Origin of the sequence: Rhodococcus sp. SORGH_AS_0303, from assembly GCF_030819335.1 — a bacterium.
In the GTDB taxonomy this organism is placed as follows: Bacteria; Actinomycetota; Actinomycetes; order Mycobacteriales; family Mycobacteriaceae; genus Rhodococcoides.
The window spans coordinates 2,625,620-2,641,801 of record NZ_JAUTBO010000001.1; the positions used below are offsets into that span (position 1 = coordinate 2,625,620).

At 69.7% G+C, this 16,182-nt stretch carries 13 protein-coding genes and 2 pseudogenes; 5 read left to right on the forward strand and 10 right to left on the reverse strand.

The genetic code is table 11. From position 1 onward, the window contains the following. Positions 1 to 84 precede the first annotated feature (84 nt). Together QE449_RS12370 and QE449_RS12375 are read left to right on the forward strand one after the other, a co-directional pair. Positions 85 to 1,035 carry an NADP-dependent oxidoreductase gene (locus QE449_RS12370; protein ID WP_307093088.1) on the forward strand — a complete coding sequence of 317 codons (951 nt, stop codon included), beginning with the start codon at positions 85 to 87 and terminating at the stop codon, positions 1,033 to 1,035. 78 nt (positions 1,036 to 1,113) lie between these two features. Further along, positions 1,114 to 2,452 (forward strand): annotated as a pseudogene (locus QE449_RS12375) (NAD(P)/FAD-dependent oxidoreductase); the annotation flags it as partial. Positions 2,453 to 2,621: 169 nt separating this feature from the next. Here QE449_RS12375 and QE449_RS12380 read toward each other — a convergent pair. The 8 genes from QE449_RS12380 to QE449_RS12415 all read right to left on the reverse strand — a co-directional run bounded on the left by QE449_RS12380 (position 2,622) and on the right by QE449_RS12415 (position 8,530). Next, a complete protein-coding gene (locus QE449_RS12380; protein ID WP_307108902.1) occupies positions 2,622 to 3,401 on the reverse strand; it encodes an urease accessory protein UreD in 780 nt (259 codons plus the stop codon). A gap of 1 nt (position 3,402) precedes the next feature. Further along, positions 3,403 to 4,083, reverse strand: coding sequence for an urease accessory protein UreG (ureG, locus tag QE449_RS12385; protein ID WP_027505415.1), 681 nt, complete (start codon positions 4,081 to 4,083; stop codon positions 3,403 to 3,405). Between the two features lie 26 nt (positions 4,084 to 4,109). Further along, entirely contained in the window at positions 4,110 to 4,772 is a 663-nt protein-coding gene (locus tag QE449_RS12390) for an urease accessory protein UreF (protein ID WP_222645180.1), read from the reverse strand. Then, positions 4,772 to 6,493, reverse strand: coding sequence for an urease subunit alpha (locus QE449_RS12395; protein ID WP_027505417.1), 1,722 nt, complete (start codon positions 6,491 to 6,493; stop codon positions 4,772 to 4,774). The genes QE449_RS12390 and QE449_RS12395 overlap by 1 nt, the downstream gene beginning before the upstream one ends. Continuing rightward, on the reverse strand, positions 6,493 to 6,825 hold the full coding sequence (locus QE449_RS12400) for an urease subunit beta (protein WP_307108903.1): 333 nt from the start codon (positions 6,823 to 6,825) through the stop codon (positions 6,493 to 6,495). Before QE449_RS12400 ends, QE449_RS12395 begins: the two co-directional genes overlap by 1 nt. Before the next feature lie 10 nt (positions 6,826 to 6,835). After that, on the reverse strand, positions 6,836 to 7,138 hold the full coding sequence (locus tag QE449_RS12405) for an urease subunit gamma (RefSeq protein WP_027505419.1): 303 nt from the start codon (positions 7,136 to 7,138) through the stop codon (positions 6,836 to 6,838). 81 nt (positions 7,139 to 7,219) lie between these two features. Further along, a complete protein-coding gene (locus QE449_RS12410) occupies positions 7,220 to 7,657 on the reverse strand; it encodes a PaaI family thioesterase (protein ID WP_027505420.1) in 438 nt (145 codons plus the stop codon). Between the two features lie 159 nt (positions 7,658 to 7,816). After that, on the reverse strand, positions 7,817 to 8,530 hold the full coding sequence (locus QE449_RS12415) for a hypothetical protein (RefSeq protein ID WP_156380490.1): 714 nt from the start codon (positions 8,528 to 8,530) through the stop codon (positions 7,817 to 7,819). Positions 8,531 to 8,702: 172 nt separating this feature from the next. Between QE449_RS12415 and QE449_RS12420 the strand changes: the two genes are divergently transcribed. The 3 genes from QE449_RS12420 (at position 8,703) to QE449_RS12430 (ending at position 12,186) form a co-directional block, all read left to right on the forward strand. After that, on the forward strand, positions 8,703 to 10,238 hold the full coding sequence (locus QE449_RS12420; RefSeq protein ID WP_222637501.1) for an iron ABC transporter permease: 1,536 nt from the start codon (positions 8,703 to 8,705) through the stop codon (positions 10,236 to 10,238). Positions 10,239 to 10,303: 65 nt separating this feature from the next. Next, positions 10,304 to 11,332 carry an iron chelate uptake ABC transporter family permease subunit gene (locus tag QE449_RS12425; protein ID WP_081821226.1) on the forward strand — a complete coding sequence of 343 codons (1,029 nt, stop codon included), beginning with the start codon at positions 10,304 to 10,306 and terminating at the stop codon, positions 11,330 to 11,332. Then, a complete protein-coding gene (locus QE449_RS12430) occupies positions 11,329 to 12,186 on the forward strand; it encodes an ABC transporter ATP-binding protein (RefSeq protein ID WP_056444458.1) in 858 nt (285 codons plus the stop codon). Before QE449_RS12425 ends, QE449_RS12430 begins: the two co-directional genes overlap by 4 nt. A 3-nt stretch (positions 12,187 to 12,189) precedes the next feature. On the opposite strand, the gene QE449_RS12435 is transcribed toward QE449_RS12430, so the two are convergent. Together QE449_RS12435 and QE449_RS12440 are read right to left on the reverse strand one after the other, a co-directional pair. Next, positions 12,190 to 14,793 (reverse strand): bifunctional lysylphosphatidylglycerol flippase/synthetase MprF, encoded by a 2,604-nt coding sequence (locus QE449_RS12435; RefSeq protein ID WP_373428292.1) that lies wholly within the window; start codon positions 14,791 to 14,793, stop codon positions 12,190 to 12,192. Further along, positions 14,790 to 16,089, reverse strand: a pseudogene (locus QE449_RS12440) (alpha/beta hydrolase). Before QE449_RS12440 ends, QE449_RS12435 begins: the two are co-directional and overlap by 4 nt. Between the last annotated feature and the right edge of the window lie 93 nt (positions 16,090 to 16,182).

The following is a 16,182-nucleotide window of genomic DNA, read 5'->3' on the forward strand; positions in this document are numbered from 1 at the left end:
TCTCCTCGATGGTCGGATCAGCACTCCGCCGACGCGGTGCACTCCCGGGGAACATTCGGAGCACCGGGCACCGTTGGTCCTCGTATGACTGGTTCGAGAACGACACGCACCGTGGTCGCCACGGCCTTCGGTGGACCCGACGTCCTGGCGATCCGCGACGAGGTGGTCGACGAACCGGGTCCCGGACAGGTCGTCGTGGACATTCGCGCCGCCGGCGTCAATCCGTTCGATCACAAGCTCTACAGCGGCGCATTCGGGACGGACGAGAGCACACTCCCGCTGCACCTCGGCAGCGAGGCGTCGGGCGTGGTGTCCGCGGTGGGGCGCGACGCCGTCGGACCGGCGGGTCCCGTCCGTGTCGGCGACGAGGTCATTGTTCTGGCAGACGGTGCATACGCCGATCGCCTTCTCGTCGATGTCGACGCGGTGCTGCCGAAACCGCAGGCGCTCGGCTGGGAGGAAGCGGCCGGGTACTCCCTCACTGCGGCCACCGCCTACGACATGGCGGAGCTCGCGAGCGTAGAGGAGGGCGACTGCGTCCTGATCCACGGAGCATCCGGCGCCGTCGGCTCGCAGGCGGTCCAGCTCGCCCTGCACCGCGGAGCACAGGTGATCGGCACCGCGAATCCCCGCAACCTCGACGCGGTGCGCGCCCTCGGCGCCGTCGCAGTCGCGTACGGCGACGGTCTGCTCGACCGGGTACGCACCGCGGCGCCCGACGGCGTGGATGCCGCGCTGGACACGGCCGGCACCGACGAGGCGATCGACGTGTCCCTGGTGGTGGTGCAGGACCGGACGCGCATCGTGACCATCACTGCCTTCGGTCGGGCAGCCGACGAGGGTTTCCGGTCCGCGGGCGGCGGGAACCACGAGAGCGCCGCACGGCGCAAGGAGGCGCGTCTGCCTCTGCTCGAGTTGGCCGGATCGGTGATCACCGTGACGGTGGCCGGGACGTTTCCCCTCGCGGAGGCGGCCACCGCCCACCGCGAACTGCAGACGCACCACCCGCGCGGCAAGTACGTCCTCGTCCCCTGACGACGGCCTCGCGGAGACGCGCGGGGGTGGGGAGACTACCGTTGAGCTCAGAACGCATAGACATCTAGGAGCGGATACATGAGCGTCGAGACGAACGAGAAGAAGCGCCACCGCGTCGTCGTCATCGGTTCCGGCTTTGGTGGCCTTTTCGGCACACAGGCCCTCAAGCGAGCCGATGTGGACGTCACGCTCATCGCGCGGACCACCCACCACCTGTTCCAGCCACTGCTCTACCAGGTGGCCACGGGCATCCTCTCGGTCGGCGAGATCGCCCCCGCGACCCGCGTCATCCTGCGCAAGCAGAAGAACGCCGAGGTTCTGATGGGTGACGTCGAGACCATCGACCTGACGAACAAGACCGTCACCTCGCGGCTGCTCGAGCGCGAGACCGTGACGCCGTTCGACAGCCTCATCGTGGCTGCGGGCGCCCAGCAGTCCTACTTCGGCAACGACCACTTCGCCGAGTTCGCACCCGGCATGAAGACGATCGACGACGCCCTGGAACTGCGCGGACGCATCCTCGGCGCGTTCGAGCAGGCCGAGTTGTCCACCGATCCGGCCGAGCGCGAGCGCCTGATGACGTTCGTCGTGGTCGGCGCGGGCCCCACCGGCGTCGAGCTCGCGGGCCAGATCTCCGAGCTCGCGACGCGCACGCTCGACGGAGCCTTCCGCAACATCGACGCCAAGGACGCGAAGGTGGTGCTGCTCGACGCGGCGCCCGCCGTGCTCCCCCCGATGGGAAAGAAGCTGGGCGAGAAGGCCGCGAAGCGCCTCACCAAGCTCGGTGTCGACATCCAGCTCAACGCGATGGTCACCGGCGTCGACAACGACGGTCTCACCGTCAAGGACAAGGACGGCACCGAACGCCGCATCGAGGCGCAGTGCAAGGTCTGGTCCGCCGGCGTGCAGGCCAGCCCGCTGGGCAAGCAGCTCGCCGACCAGTCCGACGGCACCGAGGTCGACCGCGCGGGCCGTGTCGTGGTGGAGCCGGATCTGACCGTCAAGGGACACCCCAACGTGTTTGTGGTCGGCGACATGATGTCGGTCAAGGACGTCCCGGGTATGGCGCAGGGCGCGATCCAGGGCGCCAAGTACGCGGTGAAGCAGATCAAGGCGTCACTCGACGGACAGAACCCGTCCGAGCGCAAGCCGTTCTCGTACTTCGACAAGGGGTCGATGGCCACCGTGTCGCGATTCAGCGCCGTGTGCAAGGTCGGCAAGCTGGAGTTCGGCGGGTTCATCGCCTGGGTCGCATGGCTCGGACTCCACCTCTTCTACCAGGTGGGATACCGGAACCGTCTGACGACGGTGATCTCCTGGTTCGTCACCTTCCTGGGCAAGGGTCGGGCGCAGATGGCGTCCACCGAACAGCAGGTGTTCGCGCGCCTCGCGATCGAGCAACTCCACACGCTCGAGCAGGAGAACCGCGTCGACGGCGTGGCGATCCCCACCCGCACGGTCGAGGCGACCTCGAAGGCGGCGGACCGCGAGTCCGGTGCCACGGCCGATGCAGCGGAACAGAGCAAGCAGCTCGACAGCACGGAGAAGCGGGCCGCCTCCGGCGCCTCACCCACACCGGCGGAGCGTCAGGGCGAGGAGCCCTCCGCGAACGACGGAGCGGCGGAGACCGCGGAAGCCAAGCGCGCAGGCTGATCTCCCCGCGCCGAGAGCGCAGCGACCGACCGGGTCACCGGGAGCCGATGGCCGAGCCAGGTGGACAGTGTTCCGCCTCCGGCCATCGGCATCGTCGTCTCCAGACCGGCCACGGTGTCGCCGGAGGGACTGTCCGCCAGACACTCCGGCCAGGTCAACGTACTGATCGACGCGGTCGGCGCGAAGAGCGCGTCGTGCCCTGCGGCGCCCCTACCCAGGTCGAGTCGGTGGCGGAGCACCGGACCGGCCACGCCGTCGACTCGAAAGAGACCCAACCACCGGCCGTCCACTTCCCCGGTGCGGCCGATCTGGATCCGTTCGCGCACGGCGGCGCGTACCCGGTCGCCGAGATGCAGCGACACCGACGATCGGTGGTCCGCCGACCCGGCGACGATGGTGGGTTCCGGGTCCACGATCACCTCGGCACCGTCCTCGACGTCCACGGTCCACGACGCGTGTGACACGTCGGTCGAGCGCCCGGGCAACGCCACCGAGGCGGCGACACTGCACACGTGCAGCCGCGCCCCCGCCTCGACCACGATCCGGACGTCGATGGTGTCCCCACCCAGCGGGGTCGCGGCCGAGCCGACGAGGTGGACGCGGTCGACACCGGTCCGGCGCACGGCGAGCCCACCCACCGCCTCGATGCGCGGTGACCTGCTCCGCGACGCCACGACGAGCACCGTCGAGCGCAGGGCGCCGTGCGTCGTCACGTCAGGCGGCGACGGCAGCGAGCTGCTCGCGCACCCAGGTGAGCACCACCGTCGCGGCAGGATCCTCCGTGAGCGAGATCAGAGCGGTGGGACGACCCTCACGCACCCGCACCGCGTCGTTCTCCATGACCGTGAGGTCGGCACCCACCATGGGGGCGAGATCGGTCTTGTTGATCACGAGCAGATCCGAGAACGTCACGCCGGGACCGCCCTTGCGCGGCACCTTGTCACCGCCGGCGACGTCCACGACGAAGATCTGCACGTCGATCAGCCCGGACGAGAAGGTCGCGGTGAGGTTGTCGCCGCCCGACTCGACGAGGATCAGATCGAGTGGCGGATTGGCGTCGACCAGGTCGTCGATGGCGTCCAGGTTCGCCGTGATGTCGTCTCGGATCGCCGTGTGCGGGCAGCCGCCGGTCTGCACGGCCGTGATGCGCTCGTCCGGCAGAACTGCGTGACGGCGCAGGAAGTCGGCATCCTCCGTCGTGTAGATGTCGTTGGTCAGCACGGCCAGCGACAGTTCTTCGCGCAGCTGGCGGCACAGCGCCGCCACCAGTGCGGTCTTGCCGGATCCGACGGGACCGCCGATACCCACTCGCAGCGCTTCCCCGGGTGTGCGGACGCGCTTGGGCCGGTCCAGGGCGTGGGAGTGGGGCTCGCCGTCGATGAGATGCGGAGGCATGGGTGTTCTCTCTTTCTGTGGGGTGATCAGGAGACGAAGAGGGGGCGTTCGCGCCGGACGTGACGTTCGCCGAGGTGGTCCAGCAGCGGATCCGATTCGTCGGACAGAGCCGGGAGCGCGCGTGCGACCGAGGCCGCGATCCGGTCGCACTCGGCCGCGAGCGCCACGGTGCACCCCGCCACGGCGCCCGGGTCCAACGCGAGAAGTCGCTGGGCGGCGATGGCGGCGCCCGTCATGGCCGTGTAGATCTGCACGGACGCCGTCTCGTACGGTCCCGCGCCGGTGACGGCACCGACGACTCCCGCCACGACGGGCAGGTGCGGGCGCCGTCCGACCGCCGTCCAGTCGTGGTCCGGCCACACCGTCTCGGCGAGGCGACGCAATCCCCTCCCCTGGGCGCGGGACGCGGCGCGAGCCGCAGGAGACGGCGTGCGGGCGTCGGTCTCGCGATCGGCGGCGTCCGCGGGCAGGACACCGGCGGCCACAGCGGCAGCGATCGACGCCGCCACGGCGCCGCTGATGCGCATACGCCGCAGCAGATACGCCTCGAGCGTCGGCAGGTCCCGGACGAGTCCCTCGGCGATCGCCTCCTCGACTCCCCCCGAGTGCACGTGCCCACCGATCGGGAGCCGTGAGTCGGCGAGGGTGAGCAACGTGGCGAGGCCGACACCGGAATGCGGATTCGTCATCAGAACAGGAAGTACCGCTGCGCCATCGGCAGCTCCGTCGCCGGCTGCTCGGTCCAGACGTCGCCGTCGATGCGGACGGTGAAGGTGTCCGGATCGACCTCGATGCGGGGAACCGCGTCGTTGTTCACCATCTGTGCCTTCCCGATGCCGCGGACGTTCCCGACCGGAACGAGTCGACGCGCGACGTCGAGGCGATCGGCCAGCCCGTCGTCGAGCGCCTGGGGCGCGACGAAGTGCACGGACGTGGCGGCCGCCGCCTTGGGTGCCGCTCCGAACATCGGTCGCGGCAGTTCCGGCTGCGGTGTCGGAATCGAGGCGTTGGCGTCGCCCATGGTGGCCCACGCGATCATGCCGCCCTTGATCACCAGATGCGGCCGGACACCGAAGAACGCCGGCTCCCACAGCACGAGGTCGGCCAACTTGCCGGGCTCGACGGATCCGACCTCGCCGTCGAGTCCGTGCGCCACGGCCGGGCAGATCGTGTACTTCGCGACGTACCGCATCGCGCGGTTGTTGTCCGCACGGTAGTCACCGGCGAGGAAGCCACGACGCTTCTTCATCACGTGGGCCGTCTGCCACGTCCGCATGACCACCTCACCGATGCGTCCCATGGCCTGCGAGTCGCTGCCGATCATCGAGATGGCACCCATGTCGTGCAACAGATCCTCGGCCGCGATGGTCGAGGGGCGGATGCGGCTCTCGGCGAAGGCGAGGTCCTCGGGAATGGACGGGCTGAGGTGGTGACAGACCATCAGCATGTCGAGATGCTCGTCGAGTGTGTTGACCGTGTGCGGCCGAGTCGGGTTGGTCGAACTCGGGAGAACGTGGGGCTGCGAGGCGACCGTGATGATGTCCGGCGCGTGCCCGCCGCCCGCACCCTCCGTGTGGTACGAGTGGATGCCGCGACCCGCGATCGCGCCGAGGGTGTCCTCGACGAAGCCCGCCTCGTTCAGCGTGTCCGAGTGGAGCGCCGCCTGCACACCGGCCTCGTCGCAGACCCGCAGGCACGCGTCGATGGCGGCCGGCGTCGAGCCCCAGTCCTCGTGCAGCTTGAATCCCGATGCGCCGGAACGTAACTGCTCCCACATCGCGTCGGGTGAGACGGTGTTGCCCTTGCCCAGCAGCGCCACGTTCAGCGGCCACCCGTCCATGGCCTCGAGCATCCGCGCCAGATGCCAGGCACCCGGGGTCACGGTCGTGGCCTTCGTGCCCTCGGCGGGGCCGGTGCCACCGGCGATGATGGTGGTGATGCCACCGCCGAGCGCCTCCTCCATGAGCTGGGGGGCGATGAGGTGCACGTGGCAGTCGATGGCGCCAGCGGTCAGGATCTTGCCGTTGCCGGCGATGATCTCGGTGGACGGCCCGATGACGAGACCGGGATGCACTCCCGGCATGGTGTCCGGGTTCCCGGCCTTGCCCAGCGCCACGATCCGTCCGTCACGCAGTCCGACGTCGGCCTTGATCACGCCCCAGTGGTCGAGCACCACGACACCGGTGATGACGGTGTCGGGCGCACCGTCGGCCCGCGTGGCCCGCGACTGTCCCATCGACTCGCGAATCACCTTGCCGCCGCCGAACACGGCCTCGTCGCCGGCGAGACCCGGCCCACCGCTGCGGTCCTCGGTGATCTCGATCAGCAGATCGGTGTCTGCCAGGCGGATCCGGTCACCCGTGGTGGGTCCGTACAGCTCCGCGTAGCGCGAACGATCGAGGTACGCCATCAGTGACCGTCCCGGGGTGTCGTGTCGTCCAGTGCGCCGGGCGGGGTGAGCGAGATGCCGTGAACCTCGCGGAGACCGCCGATGTCGACGAGCACGACCTCCTGAGCGATACCCGGTTCGAACCGCACCGCGGTGCCCGCCGGGATGTCGAGGCGCTTCCCCTGCGCGGCGACGCGATCGAACGTCAGCGCGGCGTTGGCCTGCGGGAGATGGACGTGACTTCCCACCTGCACCGGCCGATCGCCGTCGTTCACGACGTCGAGAGTGAGCGACGCACGACCGGCGTTGAGCTCGATCGACCCGTCCTCGGTGATGATCTCTCCGGGAATCACGCGCACTCCTTCACGAGATCGGGTCATGAACGGTGATGAGCTTGGTGCCGTCCGGGAACGTGGCCTCCACTTGCACCTCGTGCAGCATCTCCGGGATGCCGTCCATCACGTCGGCGCGGGTCAGCACCTCACGGCCCGACGACATCAGTTCCGCCACGGACCGCCCGTCGCGTGCGCCCTCGAGCAGGTGGTCGGTGATCAGCGCGATCGCCTCCGGATGGTTCAACCGGAGTCCGCGCTGCTGCCGGCGACGCGCCAGTTCCGCGGCGTAGCTGAGCAGCAACCTCTCCTGCTCGTGCGGAGACAATCTCATGGGGGACACTTCCCTTCGCGGCGAACGACGGCGACAGGCAATGCTGGCACGACCTCGGCCGTCGCGCTCGCCGGACGCGCGTCAGGACGCGCCGATCCGCCCCGTGTCCTCGATGTTCTGCAGTCGGACCTGGCCGCGGGCGATGAGACGGTCCGCGGCATCGGTGATGGTGACGGTCCAGATCTGCTGGGTCCGCCCGCGGTGCACGGGCAGTGCCTCGGCGGAGAGCACGCCCTCGCGGGCGGCGCGGATGAAATCGGTGGTGTTGTTGACTCCGACGACGTGGCCGCGATCCCCCAACCACAGGGCGCCCGCCGTGCTCGCCAGCGACTCGACGACGGCGCAGTGCACGCCGCCGTGCACGATCCCGAACGGCTGCAGGAGTTCCGGGCGCACGGTCCACTCCGCGGTGACCCGATCGGGTCCCAGTTCGCGGAACTGCAGACCCAGCACCTTCCCGAAACCGCTGTCCAGCTGCTCTCGAAGTTCGTCCGACACCGACGGTGACACATCGTTCATGGCGTTCAGTGAATCACGTGGACGGACACGAAGCGGCGGGCCTCGCAGTGTGTCGCGAGGCCCGCCGGGGCACGGACGCCGACGTCGCTGCAGCCCTCAGGACGTCGGCACGATCCGAAGTTCGTGTGGCTCGGACTATACAGGATAGGCTTGCCTAAGTCACGCAGGTCGCCGTAACCGAACGCGCCACCCCGCGTCGACGAACGCATCGAGGAGCATCTGCCCCCTGCGCCAGCCGCCGTCACGAGACACGCCACCCAGCAACGGAACTCGTGCCGAGGCGCCGAGGACCGACTCGCCCACGATGCGGCTCATCTGCGTGGCGTCCAGAGGACCGAGCGCGGACAGCCCTGCCGCGGCGACCTCGAGCGAGCGAGCAGCGCGATGCGCGGTCCAGGCCGCGAGCGCCTCGTCGCACGGCATGACCACCGTTCCCGCGGTCGCGCCCGAGCCGGACACCGAGCGCAGCGCCGTGTCCCGCACGCCCGCCCAGTCGATGCCCACGTCGCTGTCGAGATGGATCCAGAGATTCTCGGGGCCGGGGTCCCACACCCGTCCACATCCGACGAACGCCGCGGCCGACCGTCCCACGACCGCGTGCACGAGTGCGGCCGCCACCTGGTCCACCGCACGACGCGGGTCCGGATGGTCGAGCGACGACCGGCGCAGCAGGGCCTCGAAGCGGCCCGACTCGAGCCCGGTGGCGAACGACCACCAGCGACGCTTGCTCTGCTCGGCCATGTCCGCGACGGCGTACACGCGGGGGGCCTCCGGATCGAGGTGTCGCAGAGCGGTCATGGTGTGCCGGAAGGCGGTGGACACCGCGGCTCGACGATCGTGCGGTGAGACGACGGTGTCGATCGTGACTGTCATCGGATGGAACTCCTCGTCTGCAAGTGCCCGGACGGTGACACGCACCGACCGGTCGAGGCGACCGGTCGAGTCATAAGGTAAGCCTAACCAATACATCGAAGACAACCGGGTGTGGTTCGCATCACCGCGAGACCGCGCCGCCACACGACTGCTTAGGCTTGCGTAACCTTCCATGAGAGACACCACCACACCGATCGAGGAGGACCGCGTGACCGACACCGCGTCCGGACCTCTCGCATCTCACCCCGGCCCGAACGACCTCCCCGAGCCCGGCACCACGGTTCGTCCCGATCGCGACTACTCGATCGCCGACGCGGATCGGCGGGCGCCCGGCCGGGTGACCGTCGCGGCAGCCTCGGCGGTCGACGTCGGTGTCGTCCTGCTCCCCCTCGTGCTCGGCCTCGTCGTCGTCCGATCGCTCGCCGACGACAACGGCGGCGGCCAGGTCGACCGCGCGGTCTTCGGCGTCATCGCGGTGCTCGCGGCCGCGGGTGTGCTGGTGTGGAACCGGGGGTTCCGGGACGGTCGCGCCGGACAGAGCGTCGGAAAGTCCCTGTTCGCCCTCGTGCTGCGGGACGCCGAGACCGGTGACGCGGTGGGCGTCCGACCTGCTCTGACGCTGCGTCGGAAGCCCGGTGTCGAGACGGTCCGGCTCACCGTCGCGGTCGCGGAGGACTTCGAACCGGTCGCTCCGGACACCTCCTCGGCAGCGACCCGTCGACGCCGAACCTCCGGACTGATCATCCTCGTCGCCGCCATCGTGCTCGTCGCGCTCATGAGCGTGGCCGTCGGTGCGCGGCCGCTCACCTTCGCCGAGATCTTCCATGCGCTGTTCTCCGCCACCGGGACCGACACCGACGTGATCGTCCGGTCGCTACGCCTCCCCCGCACGATCCTCGGACTCGTCGTGGGCATCGCACTCGGCGTCGCCGGCGCCCTGATCCAGGGCCACACCCGCAATCCGCTCGCCGATGCCGGGTTGCTCGGCCTCAACGCCGGTGCCGCCTTCTTCGTCGTCATGGCGATCTACCTCTTCGGCATCACGTCCCCCGGTGGCTACCTCTGGTTCGCCTTCGCCGGCGCTGCCGCGGCCAGCATCGTCGTGTTCGGTACCGCGTCTCTGGGCGGGGCGAGGGCCAACCCGCTGTCGTTGGCCCTCGCGGGAGCCGCGATCGCGTTCTTCCTGCAGGCCATGACCAACGCGGTGGTGCTGCTCGATCAGACCACCCTCGACAGCTACCGGTTCTGGGTCGTCGGCTCCGTCTCGGGACGCGGGCCGGACATCTTCTGGACCGTGCTCCCGTTCATCGTCATCGGGCTGATCATCGCCGTCGCGGGCACGCCCGCCCTCAACACGATCAGCCTCGGCGACGACGTCGCCCGCTCACTGGGCACCAACATCACCCTCACGCGCGTCGTCGGCATCGTGGCCATCACACTTCTGACCGGCGCGGCGACCGCTGCGTGTGGGCCCGTGGCCTTCGTCGGACTGGTGGTGCCCCACATCGCGCGTGCCATCACCGGCCCGGACTATCGCTGGCTGCTCCCGTTCGCCGGCGCGCTGGGCGGTGTCCTGCTCGTGCTCGCCGACGTCATCGGTCGCGTCGTCGTGCGGCCCGGTGAACTGCAGGTCGGCATCGTGCTCGCGCTGATCGGCGCGCCGTTCTTCATCGCCCTGGTACGCCGTCGGACGTTGGTGTCGCTGTGACCGCCCACCCGACCGTCCGTTCCGCGGCGACCGCGCCGTCGGTGGCGGGTCGCCCGGCCTTCCGCATGGGACCGCTGTCGACGGTGCGTCGCCCCGCCAGGGTGCTCGTCACCCTCGCCCTCGCGATCGTGCTGTTCCTCGTGTTCTGTCTGAACGTCGGGCGCGGCGACTACCCGCTCTCGATCCCGGACGTCGTGAACGTGTTGGTGGGCGGCGGCTCGCGGATCGAGCGTTTCGTCGTCATGGACCTCCGCCTGCCGCGTGCCCTCACGGGCGCGCTCGTAGGAGCTGCGCTCGCCGTCTCCGGCGCGTTGATGCAGTCGATCACCCGCAACTCACTCGCGAGCCCGGACATTCTCGGCATCACGTCCGGCGCGAGCGTCGCCGCCATCTCGCTGATCGTCCTGAGCGGCACCAGTACGGCCGTGGGCCTGTTCGCCACGCTCGGCGTGACCCTCGCCGCTCTCGTCGGCGGGCTGCTCACCGCAGCGCTGGTGTACCTGTTGTCGTGGCGGGGCGGAGTTCAGGGCATGCGGCTGGTGCTCGTGGGCATCGCGATCAACGCCATGATGGTCGCGCTGATCGGCTGGATGTTGGTCAATGCCGACATCACCGACGTCACCCGCGCCCAGCTGTGGCTCACCGGGACGCTGTCCGGCGCCACGTGGTCGCAGGTGTGGCCCGTCACCGCCGCCGTGGTCGTTCTCGGAGCGGGCTCGGTGATCATGTCGTTCCGACTGTCCGCCATGCGGCTCGGGCCGGACACCGCCCGCTCGCTGGGCGTGGACGTGCAGCGGTCCCAGGCCGTCCTGCTCGTCATCTCGGTCGCGATGGCCGCCATCGCCACGAGCGTCGCCGGCCCGATCGGATTCGTGGCCCTCGCCGCGCCGCAGATCGCCCTGCGGCTGACCCGGTGCGCCGAGCCTCCGCTGATCGCCTCGGCCCTCACCGGCGCCGTCACCGTGGTGGGGTCCGACCTGGTGGCGCGCACGATTCTGCCGGTCGAGCTCCCCGTCGGCATCGTCACGTCCGTCCTCGGCGGACCCTTCCTCCTCTATCTGCTGGTCCGAGTCAACCGAAAGGCGACAGTATGAGCGTGCACGCGCATCCGGAGATCACCGGAGCCACACCTCCGCACCGTCTCGCCGCGGAGAACATCTCGGTCGGCTACGGCGACCGCATCATCATCGAGGGGCTCGACCTCGAGATCCACACCGGCGTCGTCACGACGGTCATCGGACCCAACGGCTGCGGCAAGTCGACTCTGCTGCGCGCCCTCGGCCGCCTGCTGTCCCCGCGCCAGGGCCAGGTGACGCTGGACGGCAAGGCGATCGGCCACATGAAGACCCGCGACGTCGCGCGCACTCTCGGGGTGCTCCCGCAGTCGCCGATCGCCCCGGAGGGGCTGACGGTGGCGGACCTGGTGGCACGAGGCCGCCATCCCCACCAGTCCTGGATCCGGCAGTGGTCCCGCGACGACGAGTCCGAGGTGGCGCGTGCGCTGAAGCTCACCGGTATCGAGGATCTCGCCGAACGTCCCGTCGACCAGCTCTCGGGAGGACAGCGCCAGCGTGCCTGGATCTCCATGGCACTGGCGCAGGGCACCGACGTCCTGCTCCTCGACGAGCCGACCACCTACCTCGATCTCGCGCACTCCATCGAGGTCCTCGACCTGGTGGACCGGATGCACGACGAGATGGGCCGGACCGTGGTGATGGTGCTGCACGACCTCAACCTGGCCGTCCGCTACAGCGACCGTCTCGTGGTCATGCACGAGGGAGCGATCGTCGCCAGCGGTACGCCGTCCGAGGTCATCTCCGAGAAGATGCTCTTCGACGTCTTCGGCCTGTCCGCGGCCGTCATCGACGACCCGGTCTCCGATCGTCCGCTGATCGTGCCCATCGGCACCCGCCACGTCCGGGCGGGCGCCGGCATCCGACCGGCCTGACGGTCAGCGGTCGATCATCGTCTTCACGAGCCGGACACTCTGACCGAAGGACACGTCCGGCAGGTAGGCCCGTCCGATGGCGTTGCCGATGCTCGGTAGCGCAGCCGGATCGGGGAACGTCATGTACATCGGCTCGTACACCGGCTGGAACTTCGACTTGAACGCCAGCAACGACCGGAAGCCGTAGACCGGTTCGAGCGTGCGGCCCACGACGTCGAGCAGACGCTCGAGCATCCCCGAGAGTGTCGACGTCTGCGCCGTGTCCTCGGTCGGATCGCCCACCTTGGCCAGCGGCGCTCCCGACAGACTGAGGAACTGCGCGCCCTCCTCCTGCAGAGACAGTGCGGCGGACGCGATGAGGAATTCCATCGCGGGCCGGAAGCCCTCGGACCGACGGCGCATGAAGTCCAGGGTCCAGCCCACGACGACGCCGTCGCGGTACACCGGCATCCACGAGGTGATGCCGTGCACGGTGCGCTGCTCGTCCACGGCGATGAGGCACCGGACCTGCGGATCGTCGACCTCGTCCAGGCCGCCGAGCGTGAAGCCCATCTCGGGCATGCCCTTGTCGGCGACCCATTCCTCGGAGATCGCGGTGATCTGGTCCGTGATCGCCAGCGGCGCCGTCGGGAACGAGATCCACTCGGCCTCGACACCGGCCTTCTTCGCCCGGTTCACCGCGGTGCGGACGTCCTGGAACTTCTTGCCCGTGAAGGCGAGATCCGCGAGCGGGAGCACGGTCTCCTCCCCCACCTGGATGCTCTCCCAACCCAGAGCGCCGGTGATCGCCGCGACGTCCGGCGTCACCGAGTAGAAGCAGGGCGACCATCCGTTCGCGGCGGCGTACTCGGAGAAGCCGACGATGGCCGCCTCCCGGTCCGCGGGCGGACCCACCGGATCGCCGGTGGTGAGGGCGATGCCCGAGATCACCCGGAACGCCACATAACTGTGACCGTCGGGCGAGAACCAGTACCGGTTGCCGCGCCACGTCGTCATCCAGGACAGGGCGCTGCCGCTGCTGCTCGTCAGCACCGCCCGGGCGCGCTCGGTGGCGTCGGTCTCCACGCCGTACGCCGGTCTCACGAACGACCCCGCGGTCGCGACGACCAGCACCGCCCAGAACACGATGCCGGTCCATTCGTAGAGCACGGTGGCGAGCCAGCTCGTCGGCAGGAAGGGCGGGTCGAACCACTGCAGCAGAACCGGGGGCACGAGCCGCTGCGGGAAGTCGCCGAGCAGCGTCAGCACTCCCGGGCTGCCGTCGAAGCCGGACCGGATCAGTGCGCCGACGGCGACGTAGAGAACGGCGAGAACCGCGCCGGCCCCGACCACGGTGGCCCACAGGCGCGTGTACGTACCGGCAGGCGCGGACACGTCGAAGTTCGTGCGCGTGAACACCAGCAGTGCCATGACCGCCAGGGGGACGACGAACGGGACGGCGGTGCGGTAGAGCGTCGGATCTGCGACGCCGTAGAACAGCGTGTCGCCGTTGTCCAGATCGGCGAAGCGGATCAGGTAGTTGGCGAGCGCCAGGGCCAGGAGCACGACCTGCGAGACCATCGCACCGATCCAGGCGAACCGACGCCCGCGGCGCAGTCCGTCGCTGAGGACCAGCAGATAGACCGAGGGCATGACGCTGGCCAGCACCGGTCCCACTCCGCCGAGTCGGAGATCGAGCAGCCCGCGTCGGCAGTCGGTGGACCCCGGATCTGCACCACAGACCAGGTTCACCTCGTCGAGCGTCCACTCCTGGCTGCGGAACAGTTCGCGCAGGACGGCGAACGGGCCCACCGCATTGGGCGAGAAGGCAGCGATCATCGGGCCGATCGCGGACGCCGCGACGATGAGGGCCACCAGCACCCGACCCTCGCGGCGGGTACCGGCGAGATGGGTGGCGCGAGAGGATCGTCCGACGATCAACGGACCCGCCACTGCGCCGACCACGACCGAGCCGAGCGCGGTGATGTCGGCGAGATGGCCACCGAACAGGGCCATCACGACGGTCAGCGCCACGAGGCCCACCCGCACCCGCCGACGCCAGAGCGTTCCCATGTTCGCGCTGGCCACCATCAGCGTGCCGAGGATCCAGGCCGTGGGGCCCGAGGTGACGCCGAGATGAAGCTGGAAGCCCCACCCCTCGTCGAGCAACTGCCCGAGAGCGGCCAGCGCGAGACCCAGCAGCGAGCCGCCCACCTGGGTCACCAGGACGGCGACCGCGAAGCGCCGGGTACCCATCCGGTGCTCGATCGGCGCTGCCACGACCAGGAACAACGCGGTGGCGACGACGAAGGCGGCCACCCCCACGGCGAAGAGCCCCGACGTGACGGGGGTCCAGAGCCGCAGGTTCTCGATCGGAACGATGCCCAGCGCGGTGTGGTGGTCGAGGAAGCTGCGATAGCTGCGCGTGGTGAGGGAGAGCACGATCAGCCCCACCCACATGACGGCCAGCAGTGCCAGGCTGACCGGAGCCCCCTTGGCGCCGTAGGCGATCGTGGACCACAACCGTGCGCCCTGGCGACCGGTTCGTCCCCACCACGCGGCGATGTCGGTCCGCGCACGGGCGACCGGACCCTGCGCGGGAGATCCTGCGGCGGACGGATCGGTCACGACGTCAACCCCAGCCGGGTGCAGAGCCAGTCCAGCTCCAGCTTCAGGCCCGCAGACCACGTCTCGTAACTGTGTCCACCCGGGACCTCGGCATAACGCACGTCCATTCCGGCTTTCTGTGCGGCGGCGAGCAGCTGCTTCGCCGAGTTCTGGTAATCGGGATCACTGGCGCCGACGACGAAGGCGCCGGCGCTGATGGGGTACTGGCGTGTGGCCATGAGGTTCATCGGGTTCACGGCCTCGAACGCGGCCTCGCTTCCGCCGAACGCCGCGTCCAGCGTGCGCTGCTTGTCCCCCAACGTCGGTTCGAGCTGCCCCGAGAGAACGAGGAAGGTCGGGTACAGCTGCGGGTAGTTGGTGGTCATCTGCATGGCGCAGGTACCGCCGTAGGAGAGCCCGCCGATCGCCCAGTGCGCCGGATCGGTGTCCACCTGCAGGGTCGCGTTCACCCACGCCGGCACGTCCTTCGCCAGATAGGACGCCACGTTGCCGAGCGGAGAGTCGACGCAGAGCGGATTGGCGATGGTGGACCCGGTCGCGTCCGCCACCACCACGACGGGTGCGAGACCTGCGTGATCGGCGGGCGTAGGCGTCCATCGTCTGGACCAACCGGCCGCCGGTGAGCCAGTCGTCGGGCGCTCCGGGTTGGCCGGCGAGCAGCACGAGGACGGGCAGCAGCGGCCGGCGTGCGGTGAAGTACGCGGGCGGCAGGTAGACCTTCGCGTTCCGAGCGGAGAAACCCGACTCCGTGCCCGGGATCGGCGTGTCCAGGATGCGACCACCGGTCGGCATGTCGGCGGGGGCGGTCCACACGCTCGCGAGAGGTGTACCGGTGATCGGGTCGGCGGTGCGGCCGGTGACGTCGTCGACGTCCACCTCCTGCACGGACGAGATCCCCAGGGCGGTACTGACGGTGGGGTAAGCATCGAAGACCAGGTTGACCTGCAGCGCGGACGTCGCGACCACGGCCACCGTCGCGATCACGGTCACCACGCGGGTCCACCACCGTGTCGCGGCCAGCATCCGCGGCACGAGGAGGAACAGACCCAGGACTCCGAGACCGACCCAGACGTAGACCGACGTCTCGACGGGATCGGGGAAGACCCGCCAGATCTTCTCGATGCCGAACCACGCCGCCACCGTGAGGACGGCCGCCACCGCGACGGCCACCGGGACGGCGCGGGTGAGGTGCCGCCGACGCCGCGCGAGCACGAGCCAGACGAGCCCGAGCACTCCGACGACCGTGACGACGATCGGGACCGGTCCACTGACCAACGACGTGTCGACGAATGCCACGGCGCAACAGTAGCCGCGCAGTAGTTCTCGACGCGTGTTTCCGCGCCGGTGGACGCGCGCCGACGTGCGACGACCCGCTGCTACACCGTGTAG